This window comes from Mycoplasma sp. Pen4 (assembly GCF_014352955.1).
Lineage (GTDB): Bacteria > Bacillota_I > Bacilli_A > Mycoplasmatales > Metamycoplasmataceae > Mycoplasmopsis.
On record NZ_CP060691.1, the window covers coordinates 723317 to 741896 of the forward strand.

12 protein-coding genes, 4 tRNA genes and 1 other RNA gene are annotated in these 18580 nt (G+C 27.9%); 11 read left to right on the forward strand and 6 right to left on the reverse strand.

Annotation, left to right across the window (positions count from 1 at the left end; genetic code table 4):
- Window positions 1-283: 283 nt before the first annotated feature.
- The 3 genes from H9M94_RS02880 to H9M94_RS02890 are packed head-to-tail and all read left to right on the forward strand — an operon-like array spanning window position 284 to window position 5794.
- On the forward strand, window positions 284-2620 hold the full coding sequence (locus H9M94_RS02880; RefSeq protein ID WP_187469447.1) for an ATP-binding cassette domain-containing protein: 2337 nt from the start codon (window positions 284-286) through the stop codon (window positions 2618-2620).
- Window positions 2620-4806 (forward strand): ABC transporter permease, encoded by a 2187-nt coding sequence (locus H9M94_RS02885; protein WP_187469448.1) that lies wholly within the window; start codon window positions 2620-2622, stop codon window positions 4804-4806. The genes H9M94_RS02880 and H9M94_RS02885 overlap by 1 nt, the downstream gene beginning before the upstream one ends.
- Window position 4807: 1 nt before the next feature.
- Window positions 4808-5794 (forward strand): ABC transporter permease, encoded by a 987-nt coding sequence (locus tag H9M94_RS02890; protein WP_187469449.1) that lies wholly within the window; start codon window positions 4808-4810, stop codon window positions 5792-5794.
- A 219-nt stretch (window positions 5795-6013) separates the two neighbouring features.
- Here the strand turns inward: H9M94_RS02890 and H9M94_RS02895 are convergent, their stop codons facing one another.
- The 5 genes from H9M94_RS02895 to H9M94_RS02915 are packed head-to-tail and all read right to left on the reverse strand — an operon-like array spanning window position 6014 to window position 9542.
- Window positions 6014-6370 (reverse strand): hypothetical protein, encoded by a 357-nt coding sequence (locus tag H9M94_RS02895; RefSeq protein WP_187469450.1) that lies wholly within the window; start codon window positions 6368-6370, stop codon window positions 6014-6016.
- The gene (locus H9M94_RS02900; protein ID WP_187469451.1) at window positions 6354-7304 is read right to left on the reverse strand and encodes a hypothetical protein; all 951 of its coding nucleotides are present in this window, start codon (window positions 7302-7304) and stop codon (window positions 6354-6356) included. Before H9M94_RS02900 ends, H9M94_RS02895 begins: the two co-directional genes overlap by 17 nt.
- Window positions 7305-7324: 20 nt before the next feature.
- Window positions 7325-7633, reverse strand: coding sequence for a hypothetical protein (locus H9M94_RS02905; RefSeq protein WP_187469452.1), 309 nt, complete (start codon window positions 7631-7633; stop codon window positions 7325-7327).
- Window positions 7634-7657: 24 nt separating this feature from the next.
- Complete coding sequence (locus H9M94_RS02910) at window positions 7658-8590, reverse strand: hypothetical protein (protein WP_187469453.1); 933 nt, start codon at window positions 8588-8590, stop codon at window positions 7658-7660.
- Window position 8591: 1 nt separating this feature from the next.
- Window positions 8592-9542 carry a hypothetical protein gene (locus tag H9M94_RS02915; protein WP_187469454.1) on the reverse strand — a complete coding sequence of 317 codons (951 nt, stop codon included), beginning with the start codon at window positions 9540-9542 and terminating at the stop codon, window positions 8592-8594.
- 1371 nt (window positions 9543-10913) lie between these two features.
- Here H9M94_RS02915 and H9M94_RS02920 point away from each other — a divergent pair.
- On the forward strand, window positions 10914-12269 hold the full coding sequence (locus H9M94_RS02920; protein WP_187469455.1) for an APC family permease: 1356 nt from the start codon (window positions 10914-10916) through the stop codon (window positions 12267-12269).
- Between the two features lie 64 nt (window positions 12270-12333).
- Here the strand turns inward: H9M94_RS02920 and gpmI are convergent, their stop codons facing one another.
- Window positions 12334-13839 (reverse strand): 2,3-bisphosphoglycerate-independent phosphoglycerate mutase, encoded by a 1506-nt coding sequence (gpmI, locus tag H9M94_RS02925; RefSeq protein WP_187469456.1) that lies wholly within the window; start codon window positions 13837-13839, stop codon window positions 12334-12336.
- A 138-nt stretch (window positions 13840-13977) separates the two neighbouring features.
- On the opposite strand from gpmI, the gene ffs reads away from it, so the two are divergent.
- The 7 genes from ffs to H9M94_RS02960 all read left to right on the forward strand — a co-directional run bounded on the left by ffs (window position 13978) and on the right by H9M94_RS02960 (window position 18468).
- Window positions 13978-14062: signal recognition particle sRNA small type (gene ffs, locus H9M94_RS02930), an RNA gene on the forward strand.
- 51 nt (window positions 14063-14113) lie between these two features.
- Window positions 14114-14190, forward strand: a tRNA-Arg gene (locus tag H9M94_RS02935).
- Between the two features lie 108 nt (window positions 14191-14298).
- Window positions 14299-16116: an ABC transporter ATP-binding protein gene (locus H9M94_RS02940; protein ID WP_187469457.1), complete on the forward strand. Its 1818-nt coding sequence runs from the start codon at window positions 14299-14301 to the stop codon at window positions 16114-16116.
- Between the two features lie 13 nt (window positions 16117-16129).
- On the forward strand, window positions 16130-18010 hold the full coding sequence (locus H9M94_RS02945; RefSeq protein ID WP_187469458.1) for an ABC transporter ATP-binding protein: 1881 nt from the start codon (window positions 16130-16132) through the stop codon (window positions 18008-18010).
- 132 nt (window positions 18011-18142) lie between these two features.
- Window positions 18143-18217: transfer RNA gene (locus tag H9M94_RS02950), tRNA-Cys, on the forward strand.
- 7 nt (window positions 18218-18224) lie between these two features.
- Window positions 18225-18301: transfer RNA gene (locus H9M94_RS02955), tRNA-Arg, on the forward strand.
- Between the two features lie 93 nt (window positions 18302-18394).
- Window positions 18395-18468, forward strand: a tRNA-Gly gene (locus H9M94_RS02960).
- Window positions 18469-18580: the final 112 nt, after the last annotated feature.

Below are 18580 nucleotides of genomic sequence, written 5' to 3' on the forward strand. Positions count from 1 at the left end.
AAAAGTATGAATAATATTAAGTACTTAAATCACTAATAATTATCTAAAACACAAATCCAAAGTTATCTCATAAAACATGCTTTTAAATATTGATATTTTGATATTAAATTGAAATAGACATCATTGACTGTTGAATCACTAAATTTTAAGATATAAAAAGTAGTAAAACTCATGATATTTTATAATATTTGATATTTTTAAGTTCATTTACTTAGTTATTACTATTTACCTATATAATATAGGTAATAGTATATATACTATTATTTATTTAGAAAAGGAAAAAATGGAAAGAACTAATGCTATTGAGTTTATAAATATTTCTAAGTCATTCGGTTCTATTAAAGCCAACCGTGAAATTTCTTTTGCGGTAGAAAAAGGAACAATCCATGCTTTAATCGGTGAAAACGGTGCCGGTAAAAGTACATTGATGTCAATTCTTTTTGGTCTTTATGAACCTGATGAAGGAATTATTAAAGTAAACGACAAAGAAGTTTTAATTAAAGGTCCAAACGATGCCAACAAACTTGGTATTGGTATGGTTCACCAACACTTTAAACTTGTTGATGTTTATTCTAACCTAGAAAACGTTGTTTTAGGTGATGAAACATACAACAATGTGACAAGAGTTATTAACTATGGTCCTGCAATTGAAAAAATCAAAACTATTCAAAAAATGTTCAATCTCCACTTCGATCTCAACAAAAAGACAGGTACTGAATCTGTTGCGACTCAACAAAAAGTCGAAATTATGAAGATGCTTTACCGTGACTCAGAGATTCTTATTTTCGATGAGCCAACTGCTGTTTTAACAGACCAAGAAATTCAAGGTCTTTTAAACACATTTAAACTTTTTAGAGAACAAGGAAAAACCATTTTATTTATTTCCCACAAACTTGCGGAAATTAAAGAAGTTGCAAACAACGCAACTGTTTTAAGACACGGTCAAATTAAAGGTAATTTCCGTGTTGCAGACGTTTCAATTGAAGAAATGGCTGAACGTATGGTTGGAGGTGAAGTAGAAATAGCTAGAAACGAATACAGCGACACATCTAAAAATGAAGTTGTATTAAGTCTTAAAAATGTTTCTACAGATGGTGAAAAACCATTACGGAATGTTTCATTAGATGTTAGAAAAGGTGAAATTGTTGCTATTGCCGGAGTTGAAGGTAATGGGCAAACAGACCTTGAATACGTTATCTCAGGTATGATAAAACCTGTTTCAGGTGAGGTTACACTTAAGAAAACAAAATTCACAAAAGAAAGAGAAAACTTAGTTTCAAAAGAAAGTAAGAAGAAAAATGTTATATTAACAATTTCATCATTAATTTCACTTTATTTTGGGATAATTCTCTTATATTTACCATCTATAACAAAAGATATCGAAACTTTATTCCGTGTTTTAGGTGGTTCATTAGTTATGTTTGGATTCACTCTCATCATTGTTTTATTATTAAAAATTTATGGTGCTAAATTAAGAGTTGTTAAAAACATTGCTAACTTAACCATTAAAAAGCAAACCACAAATAAAGAGTTTCGTCTTTATAAAGCACTTACAATATTCACATTTATTGTTGGAGTTTTAAGCTTAATCGTTGCCTTTTTAGGTATCGGAGTAAATCCTCAAGATTCAACTATAAGTGTGCAATCCTTCTATATTGTTTTTGGATTCACAATTGCATTTGCTTTATTATTCTTAATCATTGTAAGCTTGTCACTTACAACAAAAACATTCTTTAACCAAAAAAGCGACAACACTACTCAAACAGACATGATAATTCAAAAAACAAAACAACGTCGTAACGTTGTATCATCGATTTTATCTGTTGTATCTATTTTGACAGCATTTGCTTCTGTAGTTATATTAATTGTATTATTAGTATCTGCACAAAGTGTAGATTCAAGTTATGTAATTAATGCTACAAACTCAGTATTATTTATTCCATTCGTTGCATTAGTAGCAACATCATTCGTATTTTATTTATTAGCAGTTATCACATTCTTCGTATTAAGTGCAGATGCAAACGCTGCCGCAGAAAAAGAAAGTGATTATATTACAATTAGTGACTTAACAGTTACTGAAATTTCAAAACTTGGTCTTTCATTTATCCCAAGTGATAGACATAAACATGGTCTCGCATTAGACTATAACATTAGAAATAACACAATTTTACGTAGACTTTGAGATAAAAGATATCAAAAAGCAACAGTTCTTAATGCTAAAAACATTACTACTGATACAGCTGATATCATTGATCAATTCGACGTACGTGGAGCAAGAAATGGTTACTCTATTTCACGTTCTCTTTCAGGGGGTAACCAACAAAAATTCATTGTTGGACGTGAAATGCTTACACCTCATGACTTTATTTTAATTCTTCAACCTACTCGTGGATTAGACGTTGGAGCTATTAAAAATATTCATGAAAAAATTATTGCTGAGAAAAAAGCAGGAAAAGCAATTTTACTTATTTCATATGAGCTTGATGAAGTATTAGCATTAGCTGATAAGATTGCTGTTATGAACACAGGAGAAATCCTTGCTGTTAAACCTGCAAACCAACTTACAAGAACAGAAATTGGTATGTACATGGCTCATAAAAATGAAGGAGGTGCACAATAATGGTTAAAGATCAAACAAGTACTAAACCATCTTTAGTCTCAAAAACAATTCTTGCTTTTGACGGATTAAAAAGATTCTTAATGTTTGAAGATAAGAAAACATCAAGAAGAAAATTATATGCATCACTTTGGGCTGTTGTATTTGGATTATTATTCGCTTCTGTTTTATATTACTTACTTGGATTACCAAAATCATCAGCACAAAACCCTATCCACATTTGAAGTTTTATTGAAAACTTAATTTCATTCTCAACAGCTAAACAAGTTTTCCAACGTACAACAATATACTTCATTATTTTTGGATTCTCTGGGTTAGCCGTTGCCGTAGCATTTAAATCAGGATTATTCAACATTGGTGTTCCTGGTCAAATGTTATTACCTGGTATTGTGTTCTTTGCAATTATTATATCTGCACGTGTTCCAATATCAAACGTTGACCCTAAATTTATCGTTGGTATGTTCGTAACATTTATTATTATTGGTGCTTTAACAGGTGCTGTATCAGGTGCCTTAAAAGCTTTCTTTAATGTTCACGAAGTTATTTCAACAATCTTCTTAAACTGAATTATTACTTATATTTCAGTTTGATTATTCAATATTAACAACCACATTTTCTTTGGTCCAGAAACTCCTTCAGAATACGTTTTCACATTCTTAGGGGAACAAGGTGGAACTAAGATTTTACAAATTCCAACAGAAATTGTTTGAAATTTCATTTACTTTGGTCTTGCATTACTTGGAGTATTTGTTATTGGTGCATGATTTGTTTATTCAAAAACAACTCTTGGTTACAAAATCAAGATGATTGGTATTAACAAATCAAACGCTAAATATGTTGGAATTAATGAAAAAATTACAACTATTACAATAATGGCTGTATCAGGTGGTTTAGCTGGTATTAGTGGTTTCTACTACATTGTTATGGGTATAAATAGAATTCCTAGTGCTAATGCACCACTTAATATTGGTTTTGAATCTATTGCTATTGCATTGATTGCTTTAAATAACCCAGTCGGTGTAGTTGGTTCATCACTTTTATATGCATTAATTTATGGATCACAAAGTAGATTCGCAGTTGCATCACCACAATATCAAATTAGTCAAGATTTCTTCCCAATCATTACTGGGGTAATCATCTTTATGGCTGCAACATCAATTATGCTTGAAAAATTTAGACCAATAAATGCTCTTAGAAAGGCCCTTGTTTTACTATTCTCAAAAGAATACTGAATGAACTTTAAAACATATCATAAAATAGGTTCACATTCATTTAAACATAAAGCTTACTTAAAAGCATTAGCTCAATACAAAGCAGAATTCTTAAAACGTAATAATTTAACTGAAATTGATGAGAAAAATGCTGACGCATTTGAAAGATCAAAAATGTTATTCAAAATTAAATTCTTTAAAGAATTCGAAAATGGTCTTAAAGCATCTAATAAAGAATTAAAACAACTTGCATTACGTAAACAAATTCTTATTCAAGATGTAAAAGCACAACACCAAAAAGAACTTAATGATTTCTTAACACACCAAAAAGATATTGCTATCTTAGAACAAAAATTAAGAGAAATCAAAGCTGCATTTGCTTCTGCTATCAAAGCAGCAAAATCAGATGAAGAAAAAATCAAATTACATGAAGAACTTAAGGTAAGAACTCAAGGTATTCATGAAATGATTGCATCTGCAAGACACGATATTTCTAACAAAGAATCACAACTTAAGAAAGAACTTCTTGATAGAATTAACAAAATTAATAATGATTATGTTGATGATTATATTGCTGAATACAAGAAATATCACTATTTAACACATAAACATGAACTTGCATTAATCAAAAACGGTAATAAAGATCGTATGATTGAGTACAAATACCATGAAAAAGAATATGAAAACTTTGTTGCTAAACTTATTGCAAGTAAAAAGAAAGCATCTACAGAAGAAAAAATGGCTATGTATGATGAAATTTCTAAACGTAAATTTGAGTTATTAAGATTTAAAGAAGAATTAGGTCTTAATAAACACAATGACATTATCGAAATCTTTAAAGCTGAGAAAAAAGCACGTAAAAATGTTTTCAAAGCTGTAAAAGAAAAAATTTATCAAGATTTTAATGCAAAACACTTTACAAAACCTTATGATAAATTTGTAGCCAAACATGAAGTTGCACCAAAAGGAGGGGAATAGAATGGAAATAGTTGTTTCATATGCTGTTTTCTACTTTTGTATCTTAATTTTAGGAACAATTTCTGGAATCTTCTCTGAAAGAGGGGGAATTGTTAACATCGCAATTAATGGTTTCATTCTTTTCGGTGCTATTATGTATATGCTATTTAGTGCTATACTAAATAACATATTCTATGATAAAGTAGGTAATGGATATACACCTCAAACAATCAGTGATTACTGACAAATTCCTGTGACATTAATTTCGATAGGAGCAACAATTTTATTTACATTATTATTTGGTTTCACAACAATTAAACTTAAATCAGACCAAACAATTTCAGGGTTTGCTATTAATATTTTAGCTCTTGGAATTGCGTCAATCTTAATTCTTGTTATTACAACAAATAAAAATTTATTCCCAATGCAAGATGCTACTGTTTCTATTAAAGGAAGAAATGAGTTAGCATATGACACAAGTATTGGTACATACGGAAATATTCTTTCATTCAAATCGATTGTAACAATTGTTGTTGTAGCTATATCATGATTTACATTAAACAAAACACGTTGAGGTCTTAGATTCCGTGCAATTGGGGAAAACCCACAAGCAGCCGATGTTGCTGGAGTTAATGTTAATAAACTTAAATGACAAGGTATTATTATTGCTGGTGCAATTGCTGGTCTTGCTGGAACATTCTTTGCTCAAGGTTTTGCATCAACAATTTCATCAACAAAAGACGTTGCTGGATTAGGATACTTAGCACTTGCTATTATGATTACATCTAGATGAAAAATTGCAATTAGTGTTGTGGTATCTGCATTCTTTGCGTTCTTATATTCATTATCATTCTATGCAAGTGGAATTTTACCAAGTAAAATTCTTCCATACTTCGACTTGTTCAAAGCGTTCCCTTACTTTATAACACTTCTTATTATGGTGTTTACATCAAAAACAGCTGTGGGACCTGCTGCAGCCGGAATACCATACGACAAGTCAAAAAGATAGAAAACTACAAAACGAGCTTCCGGCTCGTTTTTCTTGCACTTCTTATTAATTTATTCTTGATAAAGAAATTAATTTAACTTAATTAACAATAACCTCCGTTAAGAAATTTTCTATGCCTAAAATAAAAAAACCAGGCATTAAAATGCTTGGCAAATAAATGTTCTAGATGTTACAATTAAAGTTGCAACATTTCAATTTATTTAAATTTAATTAATGTTTTTATTTTTTAATAAAAGCAAATATAGACATATAGTTATAAATGCCTTTTATATGTGAATTTTTTAAATATTCTCTAGATTCTTTATACTCTTTTTTCTCACTGTAAAAAATATATCTAGCTTGAAATATGTAATACATCATAACTGTTAAAACAATTGATAACATTGGAATATAAACTAAAAATAATATAAATGCATTATTATAAAATAAAGTTCCAATTAAATTAATTTTGTCTATTAAAAATCCCATTGTTATGTAATAACCTAGAATAATTAAAGGTAATAAAAATACATAAAAGAAAAACCCTAAAACTATGAATTTAGCTTTTTTTGATAATTCTTTAGTATCTTGTGTCATAGAAATCTATAACCTCATTTTGTCCAACTAATTTTTGTAATAAATCAGCATATAGACTTAAGGTTTTATATGCTCCATTGTTTAAAATACTTGTATGATTCGATAATTCTTTTTTGAATTTTATTGCATCAGATTTTAAATTATTTAGAATGGTTTGTAATTTAAATTGGGCGTCTGGATCTTCTTTGCTTTTTTCATTATAAGCAATAATTTGAGTGAAATAACTAGATAATTTTATTTGATAATTATTTAAAAAGATTATGCTATCTTTATATTTTTTCGATGTATTTTCTTTTAATATAATTGCTTCATCTCTTTCTTGTTTTTTTCAATCAGCATCTAAACCTGTCACAGTTGCATTCGCAATTGCAGCAGGAGCACTAATTCCAAATGTTATTGGAATAGTTAAACCTAAGGCTGTAGAAGTTAATATAGATGCTAATTTTAATTTTTCATATTGAGCAGATAAAGCATCTATTTTTTTCGTCATTTGTTTTTCAAATACTTCTAATTCCTCATTTTTAACTTTTGCAATTGATGTCAAGTGTTCTAAATATTTTTGAGCGAACTCAATTGAATCAACTGGTAAAAACCTTTCACTTTTTGGAGAATAAAAGGAGTTTATGCTATTTAAAACATCATAATAATGGTTGTCTAATTTATACTTATTAATGAAGTTTGATCTTTGTTTTTTATTTTCGATTTTGATATTGAATATTTTATATATTTGATCATTTGATAAAATTTGAATTTTATCTACTGCATCTAAATATATTAATTTTGTTCTCTCGTCTATTAATTCTAGATTTTCTTTTTTAAATACATCTTTATAAATATCTGTAGTTGGTTGCTCTGCTACCACTACATTATTTGGTGTTACAGTAGTAGATATTGTTCCAATACTGCTTACTAAGTTTAAAATATTCATTTTCATTATTTACCTCTTTTTAAATATTAATTTAGATTGTGTTTTAATATCTTTTTCTTGAGAAAACTTTTATCTTTTGATAAAAAATAATCTCTTAGTTGTATATATTTTTCATTCTTACTAAATAACAAGTTTGTCAACATTATATTGTTGTAAATAAATAATGTGATCGCAAATAGTATTAATGATATTGCAAATATAACTATTCAAATATTATTATTTTCATTTTGTGCAAATTTAATCAAGGGTGAAAAAGCAGCGATTAAAAAAGTTAAAATAGATATTACGAATAATATAAGCATTTTTATTTGAAATTTTTTAGCTATTTTTTTCATATCTATATTTTATTTTTCTCCTTTTTAATAGTGTACGTAGTTAAAGTAAATATATGTATTCTTTTTAAGAATATCATTTAACTGTTCGGTAATTTCTTTCACTGCAGTTATTTGTTCTGGTGTGATGAATTCTTTTTGCATTTTAAGAAAATTTAAATAGTTTTTGGAAATGTTTCTTAATTCGATAATTAGTGAAACGTGCTTTTCTTGAAATTCTTGATTTAATTTACTTTTTTCGTTATTTATAATAATTTCAAAAATTTTATTTTGTACATCTATAATATATTTTTGTGTTTCATACAAAATCTTATAGGCTGCGAAAGAATTTTTTGAATTTTCCTTATATTTTTTAATTTCATCATACATTTTTATAATTTCATAAATGTTAATAGCCGTTGAAGCTAAATTTAAAGCTTTTGCTGTGTTTGGCAAAATTTTAAGTCCAAGTGCACGCCAAAATGTTAAACTTGTATCTCCTAATTTTATAGCATCAAATAAAATAGGATTTTTTGCATAAATATAATCATCCAAGAATTTTTTCATATTGTCGTTAGCTATAACGTATTTTTCGTTAAATATATTTAATATATGAAGCAACATTTCTTGAAAATCAGATAACCTTTCAATATCACTTTGATAAAGAAATCTTGATGAATATAAAGGTGTTTTTAAGGATTGTTTAACTTCATCATAAAAAACTTTTTCTTTTATAGTTTTTATGAATCTCTCTTTTTCTTCGGTATTTTTAAAATCTATTTCAGTGATTTGAGATAAGGTTTTATCTGAAAGACTTAAATATGTATTTATCATAGATAAAAATATTTTTTTAGTATTATCGTCACTGCTTAATATAAATTTTTTAAATTCTTCATTGTTAATATTATTTGTATTATCGTTTAAATTCGTCGAAACTATTGATATTGGGGTAGTTATAATATTAATTAATTCTAATTTCATATTATTCCTTTGATAAGATTTTTATATATTTATTAATAAATATTTTTAAATAATGGAATATATTAATAATTTTTATTTCTTTGTTTTCTGAAAGATGGACATCTACCTCATTAATATTTTCATCTAAATAAATATATCAATATTGATTTAGAATATTTAAAAATTGCTCAACTTGATAATTATTTAAACTAAAATAAAAACCAAAAACATCATCCTTTTTTATTTGTAGGTCATCAATAATTTTACTTTTAAGGTTAAATGTAATTTCCAATGCTTTTAGTAAAATTTGTAATTTTTGGTTTCTAAAAATACTTGTCATTAATTTAGTTGCCAAGACATGTGGTTCGATTTTTGGTTTAATATTTTTTAATTCATTTTCTATTTTATTTAGACGTGAATAAGGATTATAGGGAAACATAAATAAATCTGAAAATAAGTTTATTAAAATGTTCTTATACATAACATTTTGTAACTCAGATATTTTGTAATTGGTCATTAAAAATTCAATATCTTTAAAAGCATTTTCTATTTTTTTAGATCTATTTTCATTGAAGAAAAAATAAATTTCGATCGAGGTTATTATGTGACAAATTTTAGATGTAATGTTATATTCTGTATTAACCATTCAAAAACCATTTTCTCTTTTAATTAAGCTATTAGGTATACTTTTTGCTAAATTAAATTCAATAATATATTTAGATCCATTGATTTCAGTCTCAAAAGTCTTTATGATATCGTTATCATTTATGTATTTCAAATTATTATCAAAGTATTTAACGACTTTGTTAAATAATTGATGATTTCTTATAAAGGAATCGTTTTTATTATTGTCATCTTCTAAAAACAAAAAATCGTAGTCATTGCATTTTCTATAAAAATTATTATTTGAAATTTTAATTGAATTACTTCCTTGTAAAACTAGTTTTATACCAGTTTCTTTGTATATTTCCATTACTTTATTATGTAGTTTTTTGTCTTTAATATCTTCAAAATGTTTAATTATTATCTCCTTCCTTAGTTGTATTCTACTACTTACGAATATCACATTTATTTTTTCCACAAAATTTCCATATTAAAATAAAGTAATAAAAATCGAATATTTTGATTTCTTTATTGCAGGGTGCAAGTTACCAACTTGCTACTTTTGAAAGATTTATAATAAAAAAAGAATCCTTTCACAAGGACCCTATAAGAACATAATCTTTAGCAAGTGAAGTTGCAATTAGCAGAATAAACTAGCACTAAATTACTATGAAATATCATGTATTTTGTCACTTTCTTATTTATTCACTAACATTTAATGTGATATTTCTTAATTTTAATTTAACTTATCTAGCATTTTTTGTTTTCAGTTTTACAACTTTAATACTTACAGGAATGTAAGTATTAAAAATATAATTTTAACTAGAAATATATTTCAATTCAAAACGTGAGAATTGTGATATTTTTGTTTTAGTAAAAGAGCAATACTATGTAATTCTGCACCTCTTGAATACAAAATAATTTCCATATTAGGTTTTTTGCTACATAAGTTTTTTTCAGTATTGCATACCTAAAAAGTGCTGAATATACTCTTGTTTTAAATTAAATTAGTACAGTTTTTTCTTTGGGATTATAAATTCACAATATGAATTTAGTCTACTTCTTTTCTTTTCCTAATGTTTCATTATTCATAAAAAAATATAAAAAAATGATGGGTGTATATTGCTAACAACAGCTACCCATGCTTGATACAACGCAAACTTATTTTATTAATGTGTGGCAATGCTCGCAAACAGGTTGTTCCATTTAACTTTCATGTTTCTAAAAACATTACTCATTCACATATTGATATTATAATAGATTACTAATTATTTTTAGAAAACCGAGTAGTGATTATTGAAATGTCATTTAGTTCCGGAAATAAGACTTAAACGGTATTAAATTATATTTTTCTAAAAATAAATTGAATAAGAAAAGTGAATAAATTCCTGTTGATAGAACAATTAATTTAATGATATTACAAAGGAATTCTATGTTTATTAGAGTTTAAAGAATATTTTTGTGTATTTTTTAAATTAGATAAATCTTCTACTATTAAAAATATCCAGTAGTAATTATTCATCATAAAATATACTATTTTTAAATTGTTTTTCGCGTGATGAATGAAGGAACAAAATTTTGGTAATAATGGAATAAGAAAATACGATAAATTGTTACTTTTTTTCATGATTTATTTTTTTAAATGAAAAATGATAGTAGAATAATATAAGAAAGCAAAAAGTTGCATTTCAAAAGAAAAATAAACACTTTTTAGACTTTTTAAAAAATCGGGGGAAATTACATGAATAAAACAATGAGCGATAAAACCTTTGTTTTGTTATCCATTAATTACATTATTGGTTTTGGTTTTATTGCAACAATTATTGACATAGTTAAATTGGGTTATCTTGGATTATTAGTTATATTCGCGAGTGCATTTATTGCACTTGTTACAACTTTGGTTTTTGCAAGATTATCTAATGAATATAAAGATGAATATGGTGGTTCATTTATCTATGCTCAAAAAACAGGTTTTAAGAAATTTGCGTTTTTCACTGGATGAAATCAGTGAATCCAAATACCGCTATTTTCAGCAGCCGGACCGTTATTTTTAGAGCGTATTGCTAATGTTTTCACTGATGACACAACAATATTATGAATTGTTAGATTAGTGTCAGTTATATTCTTTATTATTTTAATTTTATTCTCAACATATGGGTTTAAGTTTTCGAGATGAGCAATATTGATAACCGCTACTGTTAAATGAGTTATCTTATTATTAGGAATTGGGATTTTAGGTTACTTAACAATTGCAAATAATGGATTTGCAAATAACTTTGCCCAAGCTAAAAACACTAAAATTGATACTTATTTAATTTTCAGCAACATATTATTCTTTATGTTTGCATTTGGTGGTATTGAAACAATACCAAATATTGCTAAAGATGTTAAAACAAACAATATTAAAAGATTGATAATAATAGTATTTTTAGCTATTTTCACATTCTATATTATTGGTTACATTTTATTTTTAGATACAAATTTAGTTCAAATTGATAATAATTTTATTGGTATCTACCGTGTGGTTTTTGGAGCAGCAAGTATCTTTATTTTTGGAGCATATTTATTAACCTACAATATTGCTTCAACATTGACTAGTGCAAATGTTTATTCAAGAAACATTGTAGCGTTAGCAGAGCAAGGTTACTTACCTATGCAACTTGCTAAAACTAACAAAAACAATGAATATAAAAATGCAATTTGATTTAATACTATATTGATCATAATTGCAATGATATTATTTAATATTCTGCCCAATCTTTTTCCAAAGATTAGCCTATTCAAAGAAGTTATTAACCTGGGTACGATCTCGTTCCTATTCCAATATTTAATAGCTTACATCACTGCTTTTATATTAGAACGTCAAAATAAGATTTCTAGAATACCAATTTACGAAAAGATATTATATGTACTATCATCAATGTTAATTATTAGCGTAATATTAGTTTATGAATTACCATTTATTGTTGGTGCAGAATGAACTACTGGAAACACAGTTTCAATTGTTTCATACTTTATTTTCTTACTTCTAGGGGTTGGTTTATATTTATGAACAGTAAAAAGAAATAAAAAAGATGTAAATGTAGTTACAAATTAAAATTAGTCTAGGTTGATCCTAGACTTTTTTAATTAAAATAGTGCCTAAATTGGCACTACTTAAATTATTTAACTAATAATGAATTTTCATCCATTTCAACTGGTTTTTGAACATGAATGTAGTCTAAAACTGTTGGAGCAACATTTGCTAATTTTCCGTCGTTTAATTTAACTGTTTTATCTGAACAAATTAACATAACTGGACTTGAAGTGTGTTTTGTTGCTGGTTTGCCGTTAGCATCTTCTGTGATTTCTGCATTACCATGGTCTGCTGTAATGAATACAGTAACATCATTTGCTTCTGCTCAATCAATTACACGTTTAATTTGTGTATCTAAGAATTCTACAGCTTTAATAGCAGCTGGTAAAACCCCTGTGTGACCAACCATATCTGGGTTAGCATAGTTCATAATTGTTACATCAAAATCAAGTGCATTAGCAAGTAATTCATCTGTAATACCTTGTGCAGACATTTGTGGTGCATCTGCATACGATTCAACCTTTAATGAATCAACCATAATACGTTTTGAATTTTTAAATTCAATGTCATTTCCACCATCCATAAAGTATGTAACGTGTGCATATTTTTGTGTTTCAGCAATTCTTAATTGTTTTAATCCTGCTTGCTCTAAAACCCGACCAATTGGCATAGAAATAATCATTTCATCAAATGCAATAATTGTATTAATTCCTTCATATTTCATCATTGAAACAAATTTGTCAACTTTAACTGGATTTTGTGGTTTATTAGGATATAAAGGAGATCCAATAAATAAGTGAGTTAATTGTCTTGCTCTATCAGGTCTAAAGTTAAAGAAGATGATGCTATCACCATCTTTTGCAAAAGCATCTTTTCCTAAGTTTTCATTGATCGCAGGAACAAAGAATTCATCAGTGATGCCTTGAGCATATTGTGATTCAACAAATTCTTTTGCATTGTTAAATTTAAGATCTGAATTTCCTAAAATAGCATCGTATGCTTTTTCAACTCTATCAAACATACTGTCTCTATCCATGGCATAAAATCTACCAGAAATAGAAGCAATGTTGTAGTTGTATTTATCAACTAGTGCTTGTAATTTTTCAAATGACTCTTGAATTGATTTTGGCGCAACATCACGTCCATCCCCAAAGCAGTGTACTGAAAGATTTTTAACACCATGTGCATGTGCTGAATCTAATAATTTAAATAAATGATTTTCAAGTGAGTGAACACCACCAGGTGATAAAAGTCCCATAACATGAAGTGTTGCATTATTTTTCTTAACTGCTTCAAACGCTTCTAAGAATGCTTTGTTTTCACCATATGTATTATCATCAAGTGCTTTTTGAATTAATGATAACCCTGTATAAACAACTGTACCAGCACCAATGTTTAAGTGACCAACTTCAGAGTTACCCATTTGTCCTTTTGGTAATCCAACATATTCACCAGATGCTTGAATAATACTGTTTGGATAATTTGCAAATAAGTTATCAAATGTAGGTGTATTAGCTAACGCAAAAGCATTACCTTGTGTCTCTTTTCTAATACCTAAACCATCGATAACTATTAAAACTGTTTTTTTCATATCTCTCCTACTGTGTTTAATATTTTTCATATTATACTATTTTAAATATTAATATTTAAAGTTTGATTAATTAATGTGCTAGGGATAAAAAATATTTTGATGAAGCGTTATAAAATTCGGCAATGTGATATAATAATTTTGCCATTGAAACAATAACCCACTAACCTGGTCAGGACGGAAACGAAGCAGCCAAATGAGGAAGTGTTGTGTTCAGTGGTTTTTTGTATAAAAAATGCTTTGTATTTTTGTATGAAGTGCTAAAATATATTTGCGTGGTCGCGTAGCTCAGCTGGATAGAGCACGAGCCTTCTAAGCTTGTGGTCGGAGGTTCGAATCCTCTCGTGATCGCCATTTTTTTATGCCCTTTTTCTAAAAATGGGTATTTTTTAACGCTTTTTGCATGATATTTTAAGTTTAAAAATGATATAATCACGCTACTAAAAATAAGGAGGAAAACTTATGCTGACAATGTTTAAAATTTTGCCTAGAAAAATTAAATGATTGTTTGCTTCGGGAATTTTTTTAGTATTACTAAATGTTGCCTTTACAATGTTATTACCAATTGCATTAAGTCAATTTTTACCATTGTTATTTAAAGATGCAACTGATCCAAAGTTTACTATTGAAATTTTTAAAAGAGAAGTTTATAGTAGCACTGATCAACAAACTGTTTTTCATGTCTTGATTGTAGCGACAATCATTTTAATTGTTTTAGCGACATTAACTTCTGTTATAAGCACTATGATAATTGTTTGAGCGGGTGAGCGGGCTTCAAACTTTTATCGTGATAGATTATTTGCCAAATATCAAAAATTAAGTTTAAAAGATATTTCTCAATTAACACCAGAGAGCATGATTACAAGAATTAATGATGATGTTGCTGTGTTTTGAGACTTTCTGGTTGGAGCGTCTACCGCTTTGATTAAGGCTCCGTTGTTCTTTATAGTTGGATTAATATTTGCGTTTTCAACTGATATTAATTTAACTTGATCAATTATTGCGGTTATTCCATTCTTATTATTTGTAGTTGGATATATTTTTATTAAAGTTAACCCACTTTTAAGTAAGAATAGAAAAAATCTTGACCGTATTACAAAAGAAGTTCAAGAAACTATTGGTGGAACAAGATTTATTAAAGCAAACAACTTACAGGAAAGTCAATTTCAAAAATTTGACAATGCCAATAAGACTTGATTAAAGACAGAAAAAAATATTTTCAAATATTTCGCTTTAGGAACACCTACATTCTTTGTTATTATCAACCTAGTTATTATTTTCATTTATGCAATGGCACAACATCAATTAAATGGTTTATTTGATGCTGGTGCAACACACGATCAAAAAACACAAATGATGTCTAATATTAACTTATTTATAGAGTTCGAAGTATTAATTGCATTAGGAATCATTATGTTTTCGCAATTCTTAGGGAACTACTTTAGAGCTCGTGTCTCATCTAAACGTATCGTTGAAGTATTTGACTATAAGTATGATGAATTGCAAGTTGAAGATGGTTTATCATTTATTGACTCAGATGAATCGATTCATTATGGTGTTGAGTTCAAAAACGTTAACTTCAAATACTTCGAACACGCCGATGAGTATGCTTTAAAAGATATTAATTTCAAAATTGATGGTGGTAAAACACTCGGTATTATTGGACCAACGGGTTCTGGTAAATCTACAATTGCCAACTTAATTGTTAATAATATGAAATATACCGAAGGAAACATTTTGATCAACAACAAAGAAGTAAAAGATGTTAATTCGGTTGAATTACATAAAAGAGTGGCAATTGTTTACCAAGAAGCCTTATTATATTCAGGAACAATTAAATCAAATATGTTGTTTGCTAAACCTGATGCAACAGATGAAGAAATTAAAGAAGCACTTGATGCATCTTGTTCATATAACTTTATTATTCAATTCCCTGAAAGAGAAAATAGAGTCGTTGCACAAAGAGGAAAAAACCTATCTGGTGGTCAAAAACAACGTTTATCAATTGCGCGTAGTTTATTATTAAAACCAAAAGTATTAGTTTTAGATGATTCAACATCAGCACTTGATAATTTAACAACAAATAGATTAATAAAAAATATCAAACAAAATTATGACTGTACAACAATAATTATTTCTCAAAAAATTAATTCAATTAAACATGCAGATAAAATCTTAGTTATGAATAATGGTGAAATTCTTGCACAAGGTACTCATGATGAACTTATCAAGAATTGTCAATGATATCACGATATCAATGCTAACCAGTTAGAACAATAAGAAGGGAGTTTATATGGATCAATTACAAGAAGCACGTGATTTAGGTACTGAACTTAAAAAAGAGCATAAACAAAAAACAAAAATAAACTACTTTCAAACATTCAAACAATTAGTTAAATACTTATCTGCAGATAAATTAAAACTATCATTAGCTTTAACCTTTTCTTTCTTAAACTCAGCATGTTATGTTATTGGTAGTTTTATAATTGGAACTATTGCACAACTTTATTTCCAAACACCAATTGAAACTGGAGTTCCTTTAAATGATGCACAACATAACCAATTTATCTGAATGTTAGTTGGTTTAGCATTATCATTTATTGCTTATGGTTTTATTAGATACTACGAACAAAAATTATACATTTCAATTGCATTCAATGCTGGTGCAAGGCTCAGAACCGAATTAATGACAAAGCTTTACAAATTGCCTGTGAGTTTTTACGACAAAAACAAGTCTGGTAATTTACTTTCTACCTTAATCGTAGATATAAACAACATTTCTAACTCATCATTCCAAATGTTGACACAAACTTGAACTAGTTTCTTTAATATTCTTATTTCAATCATTGTGATGTCAATTGTTTCTGGATTATTAACAATTATTGTTTTACCAATTTCGATTTTATTATTTGGATTTGTATTCTTATTTATGAAAAAATCACAGCCATATTTTGTGCGTGTTCAAGATGCTTTTGGGCGTCTTAATGCCTTTGTAGAAGAGATGGTTGCAAATACTAAAGTAACAAATGCATTTAACCAACGTGAAAAAGTTTACAAAGAATTAGAAGAAATTACTTTAAACATTAGAAACTCAGCATATAAGGGTGATTCAATTGCAAAATTATTCGATACATGATATGGTTTAATTTCAAACACCGTTATCTTGTTAATTACAGTTTTAGCAGCACAATTTGCGTTAAATGGTACAAATATTTGAACATCAGTACCATTTTTCCAAACCGGATCAGGTGGTCGAGCAAATAGTGCGGTAATAATCTTATATGTTTCATTAAACTGAAACTTTATGGGACCATTCCAAAATATACTTTCAAGTTTATTTAATGCACAAGTTGGTATTGCATCAACAAGCCGTGTATTTAAACTCATCAGTATACAAGAACCTTCAAGAGATCATGAAACAATTATTATTGATAATATTAAAGGTGAAGTTGAATTTAAAGATGTTTACTTTAAGTACAATCCTGAAGCCTTAGAATATCAATTAAAGGCAGCATCATTCAAAGTAAAAGCAGGTCAAACAGTTGCCATTGTTGGACCTACTGGTGCTGGTAAAACCACAATTATCAACTTATTAAGTAAATATTATGACTATGAGCGTGGTTCAATTACAATTGATGGAAACGAAATTAGAAACATTAATACAAAATCATTACGTGATAATATGACAATTGTTTTACAAGATTCATTCTTATTTAATGAAACAATTTTAGAAAACCTTAAAATGAGTAATAAAAATGCTACTTTTGAAGAAGTTGAAAAAGCTGCAAAAATGACCAATGTGCACCACTTTATTATGTCGCTTCCAAATGGATATGACACTGTGGTAGAAAATAATGGTTCTAATATTTCTCAAGGTCAAAGACAATTATTATCATTAACAAGAGCTATTTTAAGTAATAAAAGTTTATTAATTCTTGATGAAGCAACATCAAATATTGATTCAAGCACTGAACAAATTGTTCAAGCTTCAATGTTAGAATTAATGAAAAATAAAACATCATTTGTTATAGCTCACAGATTAAGTACAATCAAAAATGCTGACTTAATTATAGTTGTAAATAATGGTTTAATTCTTGAGCAAGGAACACACAAATCATTATTAGAAAAACAAGGTTTTTACTACAATTTATACACTTCACAATTTGATTTATAATCGTCATTTATGGCGATTTTTTATTGCAAAATTTTAATTTTAATATAAATTAAAGACATCAAAATTGCATTAAAAAAAGTTAAAAAAATATTTGGGATATTAGTTCTCTTGTATTATAATAATTAAGCACAAGGCACCATAGCCAAATGGCCAAGGCATGAGTCTGCAAAACTTTGATTACGGGTTCGAATCCCGTTGGTGCCTCCATTTATATGCGCCCGTAGCTCAATTGGACAGAGTGTTAGGTTACGGCCCTAAAGGTTGCGGGTTCGACTCCTGCCGGGCGCGCCAAAATAAAATGGTGACTTGTGCAAATAAAAAAATTATTATTTTTATTTGTTAAATATATTATTTAGTGTTATAATATATACGCAAATAAGAAATGCGGGTGTAGTTTAATGGTAGAACTTCAGCCTTCCAAGCTGACTGTGAGGGTTCGATTCCCTTCACCCGCTCCATAACATCGAAAGATGATCAATTTTAAAATTTTTGGTTGGCAAATATCAAAATATGTGGGAAACAGCTTCGGCTGTTTTTTTGTTTTGAACTCGAATTGTGTGGATAATTAAA